Source organism: Alteromonas sp. 4NS20-0143, assembly GCF_057542855.1.
In genome coordinates this window covers 22,357-38,878 of sequence record NZ_BAAJLR010000007.1, presented here as the reverse complement: position 1 = coordinate 38,878, position 16,522 = coordinate 22,357, and the positions used below count along the sequence as shown (strand labels likewise).

Sequence of the window (16,522 nt, the reverse complement as noted above, 5' to 3'; positions counted from 1 at the left end):
ATTTGAAGCGCGTAGCTTATTTATCTTCACCTTCGGATGTGGTTTTGTAGCGCTCGAACCACGCAAGAATATTCCCCACCTTTTGAATAAGGCGAGATGGCTTGCTGGCTATCCCGTGTGAAGCGCCAGGTATTCTCACCATGGCTGCATCAATATCCTGAAGCTTTAGCGCCTGGTAATACTGCTCAGACTCACTAATCGGTGTGCGGTAATCAGACTCACCGGTTAACAGCATAGTGGGCGTCGTCACGTTGCCAACTAATGAAAGTGGGCTGCGTTTCCACAGCTTGTCGGCAATATTCCACGGCATATCAGACATCCAATATTGACTGAAAAACGGATATGCATCGGCGGTCAAAGCAAAGCTCATCCAGTTAATCACGGGCTTAGCAACCACGGCCGCAGCAAAGCGGTCGGTCTTTCCGATTGACCAAGCAGTGAGCACACCACCTCCTGAGCCGCCTGTAATAAATAGGTTGTCGGTATCAACATAACCCTTGTCGATGACAGCATCGACGACATCCATAAGGTCATTATAATCCTCAGAAGGGTAGTTATGGTGAATAAGGTTGCCAAAATCTTCGCCATAAGAGCTACTGCCTCTTGGGTTCGACCAAGCCACTACATAACCTTGCGCTGCCATTAACTGTATTTCCATGGCGAAATGAGGGCCGTAGGCAGCGTGCGGACCACCGTGGATTTCTAAGATAAACGGGTATTTTTTACTGCTATCAAAACCTGGTGGCAGTGCTATCCAAGCATCGATGTTTCGCTCATCAACGCTAGAGGTTACCGATAAATCGATCACCTCTGCGAGTGCCTTATGACCCAGTGTATCGTCGTTGAGGTGTGTTAAGGCTCTATCGTCATCGCGGGTGCGATACAACGTAAGATCCCCCGGCATGTTTCGAGCTGCGCTGGTATACACAATGGTACCTTCATCGCTCATGGCGAAGGCCCCCGATGTATATGGTCTACCTAGCGATTGACCACCTATGGCAACGTCCAATGGCTTCACGTCGCCTTTGAGGTTAACTGCTGCTAGCTTATTGTCACCTTCATCAAGGTATGAAAAAAGAAGCCCTCGACTATTCTTACGCCAAGTAAAGTCGCCGATAGCACGGTCAAGGGAAGAGGTGAGACGGGTTATTTCGCCGTCACTTAGCTTCATTACAAGCAGGTCGTTGTTTTGATAAGACAATTTTCTATCGTTAACATGGGTAAACGCGAGATATTTACCATCTGGGCTTAGGGCGGGTGAGCCCTCAGGTCCTTCCATGCTGGTCACTTGCTCACTTTCAGCGGTAGCGACGTTGACTCTGTAGATATCACTAAAGTAAGGATGCAGGGCATAGTCCTCTCGATGAGGCGTGGCAAAGTATATCCAATCTCCATCCCGCGAAAATGAAAGCGAACCACCGCTGGGAAACTTTCCATCCGTTAATTGTCTCGGCGTGCCGCCTTCAACAGGAAGAACATAGATTTGGTTATACCCTTCCCGTAAATAACCTCGTCCGTCGCCGCGGTATTGCGTGGTATCAATATAGGTGGCTTGTTCTGCCCATTTGGCTCCCTCTGGCTTTGCCGGCATTCCGGTAAATATTGGGGCGTTTTTTTCTTCGGTAAAAAGGCTAAAGGCAAGCGACTTGCCATCAGGAGACCACGTTAAGTTAGATGGCGCTTCGTCGCTGTTGGTAAGGCGTACAGATTGCTTTGAATCAAGGTAATACAAGTGCAGTTGAGCGCGTCCATCAACGGCTTTGGTATAGGCGATAGCAGTGCCGTCGGGGGACAGTGTGGCTTGAGAAATATTTTCATCTTGCGCAATGAATGGACGATGTTTACCTGAGCTTATATCAACCTGCCATAGCCTGCTTTGCCTGCTGTCAGACATAATGTCTAGGCTTTGACGGCTATAAATAACGGTGTCATCATTGATGAACTGCGGATTAGAAACAAACTCTAAATTGAATGTGTCGTTGTAGGTTAGCACGTTGGGTGCGTTATCAGTCGAGCTGGCAACACCACCGCTATCAGCAGCAGATGCTGGCGTTAGGGCAGCGCATATAGCCGTCATCGCAGCACATAACGCGAAGTTACGTTTGCGATTTACCAAGCGGTAAGCAGACATAGGTTTTCCTTTTTATTTTTAATGCAGAGAATGATTCGGTAACGATCATTTCTCCTACCATAGCCTGTTGCTTTAAATTGTGTAAAGCCTGTGCGGCAAACTTACCCTTTAGTGTGACAAACAGCGCACTGCCTTTGTGTTAGGTCGCGCGCAGAAACTACTTATTGAGGCTAATTGTTAAGGCTAGTTTCTAAGACTAATCCGGCCTACCAAAATATCTTTAAACATTACCCAGTCGCCTATAAAGCTGTAGAGGGGGTATTTAAAGGTAGCGGGTTTGTTTTTTTCAAAGAAAAAGTGACCCACCCAGGCAAATCCATATCCCACTAGAGGAATCAACCAAAGGTAAACCAACACGTTAGTGAATATGGCTGTGGCGATAATACCCAGAACAAGCCATGAGCCAATAAAGTGCAGCGTGCGGCAGGTGGCGTCGCTGTGTTCTTTTAAGTAAAACGGATAAAACTCTGCAAAAGAGCTAAAGCGGGAATCAGACGATATTTCATTGCTCATAACTTGTTGCCTTATTTATACACGTCATCGCTTACTTAGGCGAAGCGCTTGTTCTTACTATTTACACTAATTTAACATGGGGCTTTGTCAAATAATGTCATAAATACGACAATGTTTTTTCTATTTTGTCTGCCATTACTACCTATAAATAGGATATGCGCTTAGCCTTGTATTTTGTGTCTAACTACCCCATATTCCTTTGCATATAATGATTAAACAAAAGGCACCCGTTATGGAAAATATGATTGCTAATACTCAGGCAACCATTGTTGATATTACCGTCGAGAACTTTCAACAAATTATCGTTGAAGCGTCGCAAGAGAAAGTGGTGCTTATCGATTTTTGGGCTCCTTGGTGCGAGCCATGCAAAGACTTACAGCCAATTTTAGAGAAACTTGCCGGTGAATACAGTGAGCACATGATACTGGCGAAGGTTGATTGTGAAGCACAACAAGAGGTGGCTGCCCAGTTTGGAATTCGCAATCTGCCCACGGTGATGGTAGTGCAAAACGGTCAGCCTGTAGATGGTTTTGCCGGTGTGCAGGGCGAGCCGCAAATACGCGAAATGTTGGGTAAATACCTGCCTAATCCTGAAGACGAACTGCTTGCCACTGCGGGTAAAGCAATTCAGCAGGGCGATTATGCCGCAGCATTACCTGCTGCAAAAGAGGCGCTGGCACTTAACGAAAGCAATGTGAATGCTAAATACATGCTTATCGACTGTTTTATAGAAACAGGTTCAATCGATGTGGCCAAGCAGCTATTGTCAGAAATTAAGCTAGTGGATCAAGACTCCCGCTACCAAACCTTAAATGGCAAGATAGAGCTGGCGGAGCAAGCGGCCGATACCCCTGAAATACGACAGCTGCAGTCGGTGGTTGAATCGAACCCAGATGATTTACAAGCAAAGGTGGATTTGGCCGTTCAGTTACAGCAGGCCAATAAAGCGCAAGATGCACTTGCACTGCTCTATGCGGTGTTAAAGAAAGAGCTTGGTTTCGGCAATGCTCGCAAACTGATGATGGATATGATGAACGCGCTGCCAGATGGCGATCCGCTTAAATCTGAATACCGCAGAAAGGTATACAGCCTGCTTTACTAAACTGCACAAGGCATAGTCTTAACCGCGGTTGTTAAGGCTATGCTTTCCAATACCAAGTCTTTAAGACGTTGGCCTTCAAGGTTTTGTTAGAATGGGTGAAAATCCCTCCTGATTAAGCCAGTTAAGCGCTTCAAAATACTTTTTAAAATACTGTCGTTCGTAGTGAGGAAACTCTAAATCCCTTTGTTTAGACGGGTGAGTTCGTTCGAGGTGTGCCTTTTTAACCATGCCACTGTCTAGTACGTAAGCCGAGCGGCACAGCCCCATAGCAATGTTAGTCTTAATCGCTTCTGACAGGTACGCCTGACAATCTGGTGTAGCCAGTACCCAGCGCCTACCATCCATCAACGCTGCCCACGGTTCACCGTCAAAGCGCTTAATCAACGAATGCATCTCTTCAACAAATAGCTGGGTGGTCTTTAAATTCCATGCGCCCAAGGCAAACACTTCAAGCACATTGCCAGAAATGTCTACAGAGTAATTGCCGTAAGGAGGGAACTGCATTTCTTTTTTACTACCGCCGTGATTTTTAAAAGTCTGTGCTTCACGAGAACCAGTGTGACGCGTATGATTTTTTATACTGTTACTTAATTTTATAGCATATATTATGGGTTTTAAAACTTACATAGGTATAAATATCCATACGGTGGATTAAACTTTTTACACTTAGGGAGAGTTTAGTTTGCTGTTTGCATGTCAGCGCTGATAGGTTTTGGTAAATTAAGTCGCGTCAAAATAAGAGTATTTCATCATGTCCTATCAGCATTTTTATACCAGATTCCTTGAAGCAAATGAGGGCAAGCAACATTACGCGTGCCACAGTCATTACTTTTGGCCAGACTGCACTCGCGATGCCATGCTTCAATACTGGGATGATAGCGCCCGCTACGTTGATGCAAAATGGGGCTATTTTTTTGAAACACTCGTTCCCGAATTACAAAGCAAGATAAGTGAAATCATCGGTACTAGCGCACCAGAACAGCTGGTGTTTGCATCTAATACCCATGAGTTACTCTATCGCATAATGAGCTGCTTAGATTACTCTCGCGAAGTGACCATTGTATCCACAGATAGCGAATTTCATAGCTTTCAGCGACAAGTCACCCGCATGAATGAACAAGCCAATATTAATCTTATCAGCGTGCCCACGCAGCCCTTCGATACCTTTAGCGCGCGTTTTAAAGCTGCTATTAGTAAGCATCAGCCAGATTTGGTGTTCTTTAGTCATGTGTTTTTTAATTCAGGCTACGTGGTAGATGACGTAGACAGTATCGTTGCTAGTGTCACTAATGACGATACGTTAATCGTGGTAGACGGTTATCATGGCTTTATGGCAAAGCCTACAAACCTTAAACATATAGAAGACAGAGTTTTTTATCTATCAGGAAGCTACAAATACGCGCAGGCAGGAGAGGGGGCGTGTTTTGCTCACATTCCTACAGGCTGTACGTTGCGCCCAGTCTACACCGGGTGGTTTGCCGAATTTGGTACGTTAGATAAGCCTCGTTCGGGGGAGGTTCAGTACAGCACCGACGGCATGCGGTTTGCCGGCGCCACGATGGACTTTACTGCGCTGTACCGTCTGCGTGCAGTACTAGAGTTGTTTGAAGCGCATCACCTCAGTGTCGAGAAAATTGACGAGCACGTTATGGGCATGCAGCGTCACTTTTTAGCTCAGCTAGATGCAAGCGGCCACACGCAGATTAACCGACAGGCGTTAGTGGTTAAAGATGACAAAGCACGGGGGCATTTTCTGACCTTTGAATTTGATAGTGCTGATGAAACCCAGCAGTTAGCGAATGCTTTAAAAGCGCAGAACATACTCACCGATTACCGAGGTAATCGATTGCGCTTTGGATTTGGCCTATACCATACGCCAGACTATGTAGATTTGAGCGCCCTTGGCAGGGTGTAACGCACTATTTGATAGCGCCCTTTTCCCTCAACGGTTACCCTTATAAACTTATCCAAAGTTTGTCAACGAAGGCTGCTAGCTGAATTCGCTAAAGAAAGGAGAGGGAAATGTCATGGTTTTTACCTGCACTGGCGATGGTGCTTATTATTGAGGGAATAGGGCCATTGCTATTTCCCAACAAATGGCGCAATTACTTGCTGCAAATAAGCCAGCAGCCCAGTAATCAACTTCGTCAAATAGGTGGTGTGTTGGTTATTTTTGGTACACTGTTACTCCTGTTTTTTTCGTAGATGAATGAGCACTCTAATAAAAGCATAAGAAAGACGGTTTTAATTCTATTGACCGTTTGTTCAGTTTATCCCGCTTATGAATAAAAAACGTTACCCGTTAACCCTTTATAAAATATAGGGTTAGTGGGTTTTGCTCCTTGCTTTATGAGTGCGTTGACAAAATATCTTCACACCAAAGGGCGTTCTGTGGCGCATTTTTGTTCGAAAAATAGATGATCCTTTGCGTAGAATTTTGTAGAATCCCCGCCTAATTTTTTAACACATATGATTCATGGCAAAGAACGTTGTGGTACTCGGCACTCAATGGGGTGACGAGGGTAAAGGAAAGGTCGTAGACCTACTCACTGATCGCGCAAAATATGTTGTTCGCTACCAAGGCGGGCACAACGCAGGTCACACTCTAGTAATCGACGGTGAAAAAACCGTTCTTCACTTAATCCCATCAGGCATCTTACGTGACAACGTTACCTGCATAATTGGTAATGGTGTTGTATTAAGCCCAGACGCACTTATGAAAGAAGTCACTATGCTAGAAGAGCGTGGTGTACCTGTGCGTGAGCGTTTGAAAATTAGTGAAGCTTGTCCTCTGATCCTTCCTTATCACGTAGCACTCGATGTTGCTCGTGAAAAGGCGCGAGGCGCTAAAGCCATCGGTACAACCGGTCGCGGCATTGGTCCAGCCTATGAAGACAAAGTGGCTCGTCGCGGTCTTCGCGTGGGCGATTTGTTTAATGCTGAAGACTTTGCAGCCAAGCTAAAAGAAGTGCTTGATGTGCATAACTTTACGCTGACTCAATATTACGGTGAAGAAGCTGTCGATTTCGACGAAACGTTGAAAGGCGCGATGGAAGTTGCCGATATTCTTAAAGCAATGGTTATTGATGTTACCGATGAACTTGATAAAGCCGACAAAAACGGTTTGCCAATCATGTTTGAAGGAGCTCAAGGTACGCTGCTTGATATCGACCACGGTACCTATCCTTACGTTACCTCGTCGAACACTACCGTAGGCGGTGTGGCAACAGGTGCAGGCTTTGGTCCGTTGAAGCTTGATTACGTGCTAGGTATTGTAAAAGCCTACACGACACGAGTTGGTTCTGGCCCATTCCCTACAGAGCTTGATTGTGAAGTAGGTCAGCACTTAGGTGTTAAAGGTCATGAGTTCGGTGCAACGACAGGTCGTAAGCGTCGCACAGGTTGGTTTGACGCTGTGGCCATGAAACGCGCAGTGCAGATTAACTCTATCACAGGTTTCTGCCTGACCAAGCTTGATGTACTTGACGGTTTGGAGTCGCTTCAAATTTGTGTAGGCTACAAAGACGCTGACGGTAATGTGAAAGACGTACCGCCTATGGCAGCTGATGGCTACGATAAGATAACACCGGTATACGAAGAAATGCCGGGTTGGTCTGACAACACCTATGGTGTGACAGAGTTTGAAGGCTTGCCACAAGCCGCGAAAAACTACATCAAACGCTTAGAAGCGTTAACAGGTGTGCCAATCGATATCGTATCAACAGGCCCAGACAGAAACGAGACTATCGTGCTACGTCATCCTTATGATGCCTAATGCAACGAAACGTTAGCTTAAGTATGCAGCAGCCGCTGTATACTTAAGCCGATACACCAAAAAAACCTAGCCTGTGCTAGGTTTTTTTATGCGCGAAACAAAGTAGACAACATTGACATAGTTGTCTAAGCAGCCCTAAAACCGCTATAAAAATGCGCTGCAAAGGGCAATAAGCGCTAATCACGCGCTAATAAAATACGGCAACGAGCGAATATTAATAAACAATTTAGTTGCGTTGCAGCAGAACATACCTATTAATAGAGTATAGAAAGTCGACTTTTTTCGAGCTGACAACGCCAGCGGAGCCTTCATATGCCAACTAGACCTACTCTTCATGCTATCGAACCGGGTATTTGTTTTATCGACAATGTTAAAAAGCTAAACGCTAGCTATCGCACCGGAAAGACACAGTCTCTCGACTGGCGGAAAAATCAGTTGTTGGCATTAAAGCGCATGTTAGAAGACAATCAAGAGGCGTTGTTAGAGGCTCTTAAAGCGGATTTGGGCAAATGTGAAACCGAGGCCATGATTGCCGAACAAGGTTTTTTGTTATCCGATATCGATCACACCCTTAAGCATTTAGACAAATGGGTTAAGCCTCGCAAGGTGTCTACTCCCATGGTGGCGTGGCCAGGTAAAAGCTTTCAGCAGCCTGAGTCGCTAGGTACAGTGCTAATCATTGGGGCCTGGAACTATCCTTTACAGCTATTGCTAGCGCCTTATATTGCCGCACTAGCGGCGGGTAACTGCGCCGTATTGAAGCCCTCAGAGCTCTCAGCAGAAACCTCAGCGCTGGTGGCAAAGCTCATCCCTCAATACATGGATGTGTCTTGTGTAGAGGTGATAGAAGGCGGTAAAGAAGAGGCAACTGCGTTACTTGCTTGTAAATGGGATCATATCTTCTACACCGGCGGCGAAGCCGTTGGTAAAATTGTGATGAGTGCAGCGGCCCGTTATCTTACTCCGGTTACCCTTGAACTTGGCGGCAAAAGTCCGTGCTTTGTCGATAAAAATACAAATTTGAAGGTTACTGCTAGGCGCATTGTCTGGGGTAAGTGGATGAACGCAGGACAAACCTGCGTGGCCCCAGATTACATTATTGTAGAAAAGGGTTTTGAGCAGCCGCTCATTGATGCCATTAGAAAAGAGCTTAAAAAGCAATATGGTAAATCGGCACTCACCTCGCCAGATTACGGCAACATTATCAATAAACGCCATTTAAGTCGTTTACGCAGTTATTTAGATAACGTGAATGTGGTTTATGGCGGTGAGTTTGATGAGGAGCGCCCAGCAATGGTGCCCACCTTAGTACTGGAGCCGGGTCTTGATAGTGCTATTATGCAAGAAGAGATCTTTGGGCCTATTTTACCCATAGTCACGGTACCGTCGTTAGATGATGGTATTGCGCTAGTGAATGATGGTGCTAAACCCCTTGCCCTATATGCATTTAGCGACAGCGACGAGGTGCTCGACCGCATTATAAGTGCCACTAGCTCCGGTAGCGTATGTACAAACGACACCATGTTATTTATGACCAACCCCGAACTTCCCTTTGGCGGTGTTGGTAATAGCGGTATGGGCAGTTATCATGGTCGTGCAGGGTTTGATACCTTCAGCCATTTGAAGACAGTAATGAAGCGGTCATTTGCGCTAGATGTTCCCTTTAGATACGCGCCGTTTTCCAAATTTAAACTGTCGCTACTCAAGAAATTTTTATAATAGGACGTTTGATGACACAGCCTTTTCACTTAGCTATTCCAGTAACAAACTTAGACGATGCCAATCGATTTTATGGCGAACTGCTTGGCTGTGAGAAGGGGCGTAGCGATACCCAGTGGATAGATTGGAATTTCTTTGGTCATCAGCTAGTTACTCACTGCGTGAATGAAATGCCCTCGCCACCTTCCTATAATGGCGTAGACGATCACGCAGTGCCTGTGCCTCATTTTGGCGTGGTGCTAACAATGGGGGTATGGCAGGAACTAGCAGAAAAGGTAGAGGCGGCCAATATTGACTTTATTGTTGCTCCTTACATTCGTTTTAAGGGAAAGCCTGGAGAGCAGGCCACTATGTTTTTTAAAGACCCTTTCGGCAATGCGCTAGAATTTAAAGCGTTTGCCGACATCAATCAGCTGTTTGCCTCGTAGCTTAAAGTTCAGGTTCGTGGCCTGACGCTCAAAGCGCTACACTCAACGCTCTAGCAGCACACCCTCAGTGTAGTGACATTACCTAGGTAATGTCATTCTCATTTCGTTTTCTCATAGCTAGTCAAAATCAGGCTAGTCAAAATCAGGTCAGTCAAAATCAGGCGAGTCTAAACCAGACGAGTAAAAAACAAGCGAGTCTAAACCAGACGAGTAAAAAACAAGCGAGTATAAATAATCGTGCAGAAAGTTCTTATTTTAGTCGATGTGCAAAATGTCTATTACACCTGCCGTCAGGCGTACAAACGCAACTTTAACTACAATCGCTTTTGGCAGCGAATTAACGCCAATAGCGATATTGTCAATGCTTTCGCCTATGCAATAGATAAGGGCGATAACAAACAGCGGGAATTTCAAAATATACTTCGCGCTATTGGCTTTGATGTAAAGCTAAAGCCTTTTATTCAACGTGCCGATGGGTCAGCAAAAGGTGATTGGGATGTTGGCATTACCGTTGATGCACTGCAATACGCCGACAATGCCGATGAAGTGGTGCTGGTATCTGGCGATGGCGACTTCGATATACTCGTGGAGGCATTAAAGGCCAAGGGCAAAAAAGTCTCTGTATATGGTGTGCCGGCGCTAACGGCAGAAAGCCTGCAAAAAGCGGCATCGGAGTATATACCCATCGATGCCGCACTTTTACTCTAGCACTCTCGCTACTTCACCGCGCTCCTAATACTAGGTTTACACGCCCTAGTTAGGGGCAGCAACAATGCTTTTTCCTCTGCCGCTGGCCTCTGATGCTGCATCAATGCCCGCGTCAGTTCGTTTGATAAGGTGTACATCACCAAAGCGTCGGTTATCAATGATATACCCCATGCTTTCAAGGTTTTTCAACGTGTCAGTGTTGAAACCATCGTGCATTCTAATGGTGTCTTTCGGAAATAGTTGGTGGTGAAAACGGGGCGCATTAACGGCATCTTCGGCGCTCATGTCGTAAAGCAACACATTCAATAACGACTGCGCTACCGATGAAATGATGGTGGTTCCCCCTGGAGAGCCAGTCACCAGCACCACGTCATTGCCTTTTTTCACCAAGGTTGGCGTCATCGAAGACAACATACGCTTGTAAGGTTCAATAGCATTAGCCTCACCGCCTACTGCGCCAAAAAAGTTAGGCACGCCTGGCTTGGCACTAAAGTCATCCATTTCGTCGTTAAGTAAGAAGCCAGCCCCGCTAACCACCACACCGCTACCAAAGGTCAGGTTAATGGTGGTGGTATTGGCAATAGCATTGCCCCATTTATCCATAATAGAAAAGTGGGTGGTATCTTCGCTTTCAGGAAGGCCAGGCTTAATCGCGATGGTTTCTGAAATGGTATCTGGTTGAATATCCTTTGCCCGCGCCGCAATATATTGTGGCTGGGTAAGGGCGGCAACAGGCACGCTTACAAAGTCTGGATCGCCCAAGTATTCAGCTCTATCGGCAAATACACGCTTACCAATTTCCGACATGATGTGAATGTATTCACTGCTGTTGTGGGCTGGCAGTTCGTGTTGCGCCGTGTAAGCCTCAAGCATGCCAATCCACTGCGCTACAGCGACACCGCCTGAGCTTGGCGGCGGGGCAGTCACTAACTCATATCCCTGCCAGTTCAATTGCAGTGGTTTTCTCCACACTGCTTTATAGGCCGCTAGGTCGTCGTGGGTAATTAACCCCTTATTCTGCTTCATAAAGTCCACAATAAGGTTAGCCACTTCGCCTGAGTAAAAGCCCTCTTTGCCTTCTAATTGTATGGTTTTTAACGTGGCCGCCAATTCAGGTTGTTTGAATACGGTATTGGCTTTGGCCTGTTGAAAATAGTCTGCAAAGTTGCTGTTAATACCGTTATTTTGAGTTCGGCGAATGTAGTTTGAAATATTATTAGCTAGCTTGTCGTGCACAACAAAACCGTCTTCAGCTAATTGCACTGCAGGGGCGAGTAAGCGTTCCCAGCTTAGCGTGCCATACTTTTTATGGGCGGCCCACATTCCAGCAACCGTGCCCGGAATACCGGAGGCTTTTGCACCAAAAAGCGATTCGTAAGGTTTTACGTCGCCTTTATCGTCTAAATACATATCGCGGTGAGCCTGTTGAGGCGCCATTTCCCGATAGTCGAGAAAGTCGGTAGTGTCTTCAAACTTAATGGTCATAAAGCCACCGCCACCAATGTTGCCTGCCTCAGGCAAGGTGACTGCCAATACAAATTGTGCAGTAATCGCGGCGTCAATGGCGTTACCGCCTTCTTGTAATACTGCCATTGCAGCATCGGCACTGTAGCTATCTGGCATGGCAACAGCCTGCTGCGCCATTGGGCTTTTAACATTATCATTTTCATACTGACCAGCATCAGAAGAAGCCGTATAAGTGCAGCCTGCTCCTAGTGCTATGACGCCAAAAAGCATTGCCGCTTTTAGCATCCAGGCATTAAATATTATCCGTCCAGTCATGTATAGCTCCTTTGTAATGCAAAAATGGGGGTTACCCAATCATAATGACGCTAGCAATGAAGTATGCAATTAGCGTAAGTACACCGGCGAAAAGCGCATAGGGTATTTGTGTTTTAACATGGGTAAGTACATCGCACCCTGCTGCCAGAGAAGAAACCGCTGTTGTATCTGAAATAGGCGAGCAATGATCGCCAAATATACCGCCTCCCAAAATAGCCGCAATAACCAGCGATGGTGGGAGCCCTAAACTTTGTATTAGCGGTACGCCAATAGGAATAAGAATAGCAAAAGTGCCCCACGAGGTGCCCGTGGTAAAAGACATCACGCCACCGGCAATAAATAGCATTGGCACAATAAACACAATAGGAAGGTATTCGCCCACTACGCCAGCAACAAACACCCCTGTTCCTAAGTCTTTTAAGCTATTACCAAGGGTAAGAGAAAGCAATACAATGGTAACCAAGGGCAGAAGCTCGCCCATGCCTTTAAAGCCAATTTCTACCGCTTCTTTGTGGGTGAATCGTTTGTGAAACAACAGCAAGAAATACGCAAGAGCAGTAGCGAGCGCTGTGGCGTAGAGTACAGATTTACTGCCGCTTCCTTGTGAAAGCGTACCGTTACCAGTCCAGAACATAAAGCCCACCATGCTAAATACCATCACCAGTAATGGCGCTATCATAAAGCGCGCTTTGGTAGCCGGTTCAGAGTGCTGCGTTGCATCGGTGTGAGAAAGCGCTGTTTCTTCTTCTAGCATTGGGCCGTGTACTTTGTCGGCAGATATTGTGTAGGCGACAATAAGAAGGGTAAAAATGGCGTAGAAATTAAATACAACGCTGCCCCATAAAATGGAGGCAGAAGAGGCGGGCAGTTCGTAGGCGTCTAGCAGACTTAATATAAACGCGCCCCAACCATTAAGGAGTATTAGTATACAAACTGGCGCACTGGTAGAGTCAATAATGTAGGCAAGGCGAGCGCGGCTCATTCCAAACCGGTCGTATAAACCTCTGGCAAATATACCCGCAGTCAGCACGCTTAAATTCGATTCGATAAACACCGCAATACCGGTAAACATAGTCAGTCCGCCCACCTGTTTACGGGTTTTGGCTACGCCTTTGCCAACCAGAAAGTTAACGGTAGCGGTAACACCGCCAGAATCGCGAATAAAGGCTAGCAGTGCACCAACCAATACGGAAAATAATAATACCCTTGTATTACCCGGGCTAGAGGCTGTGCCAACCACTCTTTCAATCGCATTTATCGGCGCAAGGTAAGTGCCGCTTAAATCCGTACTGACCAATATCAGCGTTTCCGCGCAAAGCACAGCAAGGGCGAGTGCGAGAATGACTTCTTTTTTCCAAAATACAACGGCAATAGCCACAATTGGGGGGATGACTGACATCCAATCCATACTACTTTCCAAATCTAAACGTATTGACTTAGCGCCAGGGGAGCGCTCATTAACGTGACTAACTCGCAGAGAAACTGCGGGTTTAGCGGTGATCAGAGCAGTTCGCGTTCTGCTAGCTTCCTGATTTATAGTAGCGTACCGTATTGTGTGCGTTGTTACCAAGGATTAGATAAACATTGTCGTTCTTCACATTTAAGAAAACTAAAACCCCCGTTATATCATCAAGTCGTTCAGTGCTCTCTGCGTTAACGCTCTGCAGAAACAGCCTATTTATTACTGGGCTTTTTATTGCTGTAGCTGTGCCTTGTTTCGCATCTGATTTTAGCGCTAGTTTTACACCTGGCGGCACGAATACTGAAGCCAGTGACGCCCAGCTTAAAAAAGCCAAGTTAATGATAGGGCAAAAAATGATGTTGGATTTTCGTTATTTTTGCCAAGACGGTACCTTATCCAAGCAATGCAGAACTCCTGTTACGACCATGCCACAGCCATTATTAAATTTACTCAGTAGTGAAAATATTGGCGGCGTAATACTCTTTAGTGAAAATATCCATAGCGTCAAGCAGCTTGTAACAATGAATTACGAGCTACAGGCCAACATGCGACAGGCGGGAAAAGAAGCCCTCTTTATTGCTGTTGACCAAGAAGGTGGGCGGGTGGCTCGGTTACCTACTACTATATTACCTGCTTTTGCGGGTAACCTGGCTATTGGGGCGTCTGCGCATCAACATGGTAATGCGTTTGCTAGCAACATTGGTGAGCACATAGGTAGAACATTGCTGCCGCTGGGAATAAATACTAACTTCGCCCCTTCGGTTGATATTAATAGCGAACCTAACAACCCCGTTATTAACGTTCGTAGCTTTGGTGAAAGTCCTGAACAAACCGCAGAACTTGGTGAAGCCTTTGTGTCGGCTATGCAGAAAGCAGGGGTATTAAGCGCGCTTAAACATTTTCCTGGTCATGGAGATACTCGCGTAGACAGTCATTCGGGACTACCGCGAGTTGACCATTCGCTTAAACAAGCACAGTCTGGCGACTTGCTTCCATTCGCTAATATTATTAATAGCGACACACCGCCAGCCATGGTGATGAGTGCACATATTCAATATCCATCCCTAGATAATACCACTATCAAAAACAAACAAGGCGAACTGCAAATTGTGCCGGCCACCTTATCAAAGCGTATCTTAACCGACATTTTGCGCAATCGTTTAGGCTTCGATGGACTCATTGTAACCGACGCGTTGGATATGGCGGGCATATCACAATTTTTTACAGAAGAAGAGGCGGTGATGATGGCCTTTGACGCGGGTGCAGACATTGCGCTTATGCCATATACCATTCGCAATCTACAAGATATAGAGGCATTTAAAGCCATGCTAAATAGCCTTGCAATGCGAACGGTGAAAGATAAGCAAAAGATGGGACGGTTAACAGCATCACACCAACGGGTGTTGCGCATGAAGTTACATCATCAGCTAGGCCGGTACGTGAGTAAACCTATGTCGTGGTGGCTTAATGAAGCACAGGCGAACACCGGTGAGACTACTCCACGCAGTGACAAGGTTATCCCAGAATCGAAAGGTAAAGCAGCAGGCTACTTAAAAGGGAATGCGGAAGAGGGCGCAAAAGAGAGCGCAAAAGAGAATACAGCAGAGAGCGCAGCAAAGAACGCAGATAAAAACGCAAAAAATAATTCAAAAATCGCTGCAAAAACTCACGCTAATGCGCCCAAAAACGAAAATGCTAGTGCGCTGTATCTAAAGGGGAAACAAATTGAGAAAGCGCTTTCTGAGGCGTCTGTCACCTTACTGTTTGGAAACAATAAACTTCCCGTGAAAGCAGTGAAGTGGGTAGCGCTCATGCCAGACGCAGCGAGATGCTTAGCCCTTGAAGACGCCGTACTTTCTGTCGACGCTAATGCGCAGTACGCGTGTTTGCCGCTCATCGAGCTGCCGAATAAAGGGTTAGTATCGCGGTTAATCAAGCAATCTGATGCACTCATTGTGGGTGATATTACGCCGCTTCACGCCAACTATGAGCTTGGTGGGTTAGATCGAGCCTCGCAACTCGCAAATAGGGCCAGTGGAGCGCAGTTAAACGCCTTTGGCGCGTATGCAATGAAGCTGGCAAGATCGCAAGGCAAAACAGTAATTTTTGCTGCAATGAGAATGCCTTACACCGCCAAGGCGGCAATGGACTATGCAGACATTGGCATTGCAACTTATGACTATGCACTGGAGAAAAGTGCGCTAATCGATACCAACAGCGACGAACCTAGCCAAAAGGTGTCTAGTCAGAGTCTTCAAACCTTGATGAAAGTGCTAAGTGGAAAACTTGTCCCAAAGGGAAAATCTCCAGTTAGCTGGCAACAATAGTTACGCTGCTATTTTTAATGTTACGTACCAAAGTAATATAAATAAGGGGCTAATATTGGGTTTAATATTTGGTGGTGATGAAGGAGCAAATCAGGGTAAAAAAGAGGTCGGAAGCAAGGCGTGTGTTAGATCAAATATGTAGGAAAGAAGACCTGTAAATTGCTACTCAAATACTAAGCCAAACACCAAGCCAAACACTAATAAAAATACATAAAAAAACGCGCTGAAAATAGTAGAGAAGAAGCGGTATGTTAGTACTCACTAATTAGACTTTTAGAGAGTCTAAAATGTTATCTCAAGCTGAAAAATTAGCAGGGTTTTTAGTGAAAGCTTTATCAGTAACTTGCGCTATTTTCGTCTACTTTTTTGTGTACTGATAGACATAGAATAAAGCTGAAAATAAGATAAAAAACGAAGCTCTCACTTTCAGCTTATGCCACCCAATATGTGTGTTGTTTTGCACCAAACTGCTAATAATTGCGAACTGTAAAATCTTAGATTAGTGCTGATTCTCTCAAGCTGTCCCCTTAAGTTAGGACGCAATTCATACTCAAAATACACGTCAGTAATTCTCA

At 45.8% G+C, this 16,522-nt stretch carries 13 protein-coding genes; 8 read left to right on the top strand and 5 right to left on the bottom strand.

The window, feature by feature from the left end:
* Nucleotides 1–16: 16 nt before the first annotated feature.
* Both AC27HD_RS14445 and AC27HD_RS14440 read right to left on the bottom strand, forming a co-directional pair.
* Complete coding sequence (locus tag AC27HD_RS14445) at nt 17–2,131, bottom strand: S9 family peptidase (protein WP_487106732.1); 2,115 nt, start codon at nt 2,129–2,131, stop codon at nt 17–19.
* A 183-nt stretch (nt 2,132–2,314) separates the two neighbouring features.
* Nucleotides 2,315–2,644, bottom strand: a complete 330-nt coding sequence (locus AC27HD_RS14440; RefSeq protein WP_032095427.1) for an Mpo1-like protein — start codon at nt 2,642–2,644, stop codon at nt 2,315–2,317.
* Between the two features lie 232 nt (nt 2,645–2,876).
* On the opposite strand from AC27HD_RS14440, the gene trxA reads away from it, so the two are divergent.
* Nucleotides 2,877–3,746 (top strand): thioredoxin, encoded by an 870-nt coding sequence (trxA, locus tag AC27HD_RS14435; RefSeq protein ID WP_163106963.1) that lies wholly within the window; start codon nt 2,877–2,879, stop codon nt 3,744–3,746.
* Nucleotides 3,747–3,821: 75 nt separating this feature from the next.
* Here trxA and AC27HD_RS14430 read toward each other — a convergent pair whose 3' ends face one another.
* Entirely contained in the window at nt 3,822–4,250 is a 429-nt protein-coding gene (locus tag AC27HD_RS14430; RefSeq protein ID WP_032095480.1) for a hypothetical protein, read from the bottom strand.
* Nucleotides 4,251–4,497: 247 nt separating this feature from the next.
* On the opposite strand from AC27HD_RS14430, the gene AC27HD_RS14425 reads away from it, so the two are divergent.
* The 6 genes from AC27HD_RS14425 to AC27HD_RS14400 all read left to right on the top strand — a co-directional run bounded on the left by AC27HD_RS14425 (nt 4,498) and on the right by AC27HD_RS14400 (nt 10,376).
* The gene (locus AC27HD_RS14425) at nt 4,498–5,661 is read left to right on the top strand and encodes an aminotransferase class V-fold PLP-dependent enzyme (RefSeq protein WP_487106729.1); all 1,164 of its coding nucleotides are present in this window, start codon (nt 4,498–4,500) and stop codon (nt 5,659–5,661) included.
* A 107-nt stretch (nt 5,662–5,768) separates the two neighbouring features.
* Nucleotides 5,769–5,951, top strand: coding sequence for a DUF2065 domain-containing protein (locus AC27HD_RS14420; RefSeq protein ID WP_032095425.1), 183 nt, complete (start codon nt 5,769–5,771; stop codon nt 5,949–5,951).
* A 271-nt stretch (nt 5,952–6,222) separates the two neighbouring features.
* The gene (locus tag AC27HD_RS14415; RefSeq protein ID WP_032095424.1) at nt 6,223–7,521 is read left to right on the top strand and encodes an adenylosuccinate synthase; all 1,299 of its coding nucleotides are present in this window, start codon (nt 6,223–6,225) and stop codon (nt 7,519–7,521) included.
* 312 nt (nt 7,522–7,833) lie between these two features.
* Nucleotides 7,834–9,240: an aldehyde dehydrogenase family protein gene (locus AC27HD_RS14410; protein WP_487106727.1), complete on the top strand. Its 1,407-nt coding sequence runs from the start codon at nt 7,834–7,836 to the stop codon at nt 9,238–9,240.
* 11 nt (nt 9,241–9,251) lie between these two features.
* Complete coding sequence (locus AC27HD_RS14405) at nt 9,252–9,668, top strand: VOC family protein (protein ID WP_032095422.1); 417 nt, start codon at nt 9,252–9,254, stop codon at nt 9,666–9,668.
* A gap of 237 nt (nt 9,669–9,905) precedes the next feature.
* Nucleotides 9,906–10,376, top strand: a complete 471-nt coding sequence (locus tag AC27HD_RS14400) for a LabA-like NYN domain-containing protein (RefSeq protein WP_032095421.1) — start codon at nt 9,906–9,908, stop codon at nt 10,374–10,376.
* A gap of 45 nt (nt 10,377–10,421) precedes the next feature.
* On the opposite strand, the gene ggt is transcribed toward AC27HD_RS14400, so the two are convergent.
* Nucleotides 10,422–12,020, bottom strand: coding sequence for a gamma-glutamyltransferase (gene ggt / locus AC27HD_RS14395; protein ID WP_487106844.1), 1,599 nt, complete (start codon nt 12,018–12,020; stop codon nt 10,422–10,424).
* Nucleotides 12,021–12,189: 169 nt separating this feature from the next.
* Nucleotides 12,190–13,566 carry a Na+/H+ antiporter NhaC family protein gene (locus AC27HD_RS14390; protein ID WP_487106724.1) on the bottom strand — a complete coding sequence of 459 codons (1,377 nt, stop codon included), beginning with the start codon at nt 13,564–13,566 and terminating at the stop codon, nt 12,190–12,192.
* A 176-nt stretch (nt 13,567–13,742) separates the two neighbouring features.
* On the opposite strand from AC27HD_RS14390, the gene AC27HD_RS14385 reads away from it, so the two are divergent.
* On the top strand, nt 13,743–15,947 hold the full coding sequence (locus AC27HD_RS14385; protein ID WP_487106723.1) for a glycoside hydrolase family 3 N-terminal domain-containing protein: 2,205 nt from the start codon (nt 13,743–13,745) through the stop codon (nt 15,945–15,947).
* Nucleotides 15,948–16,522 lie beyond the last annotated feature (575 nt).

Coding starts and splice junctions, on each gene's coding strand:
- AC27HD_RS14440 (WP_032095427.1), bottom strand. CDS start 2,644: ATGAGCAATGAAATATCGTCTGATTCCCGCTTTAGCTCTTTTGCAGAG.
- AC27HD_RS14430 (WP_032095480.1), bottom strand. CDS start 4,250: ATGCAGTTCCCTCCTTACGGCAATTACTCTGTAGACATTTCTGGCAAT.
- ggt (WP_487106844.1), bottom strand. CDS start 12,020: ATGGCGCAGCAGGCTGTTGCCATGCCAGATAGCTACAGTGCCGATGCT.
- AC27HD_RS14410 (WP_487106727.1), top strand. CDS start 7,834: ATGCCAACTAGACCTACTCTTCATGCTATCGAACCGGGTATTTGTTTT.
- AC27HD_RS14390 (WP_487106724.1), bottom strand. CDS start 13,566: ATGGATTGGATGTCAGTCATCCCCCCAATTGTGGCTATTGCCGTTGTA.
- AC27HD_RS14445 (WP_487106732.1), bottom strand. CDS start 2,131: ATGTCTGCTTACCGCTTGGTAAATCGCAAACGTAACTTCGCGTTATGT.
- AC27HD_RS14420 (WP_032095425.1), top strand. CDS start 5,769: ATGTCATGGTTTTTACCTGCACTGGCGATGGTGCTTATTATTGAGGGA.
- AC27HD_RS14415 (WP_032095424.1), top strand. CDS start 6,223: ATGGCAAAGAACGTTGTGGTACTCGGCACTCAATGGGGTGACGAGGGT.
- AC27HD_RS14405 (WP_032095422.1), top strand. CDS start 9,252: ATGACACAGCCTTTTCACTTAGCTATTCCAGTAACAAACTTAGACGAT.
- trxA (WP_163106963.1), top strand. CDS start 2,877: ATGGAAAATATGATTGCTAATACTCAGGCAACCATTGTTGATATTACC.
- AC27HD_RS14425 (WP_487106729.1), top strand. CDS start 4,498: ATGTCCTATCAGCATTTTTATACCAGATTCCTTGAAGCAAATGAGGGC.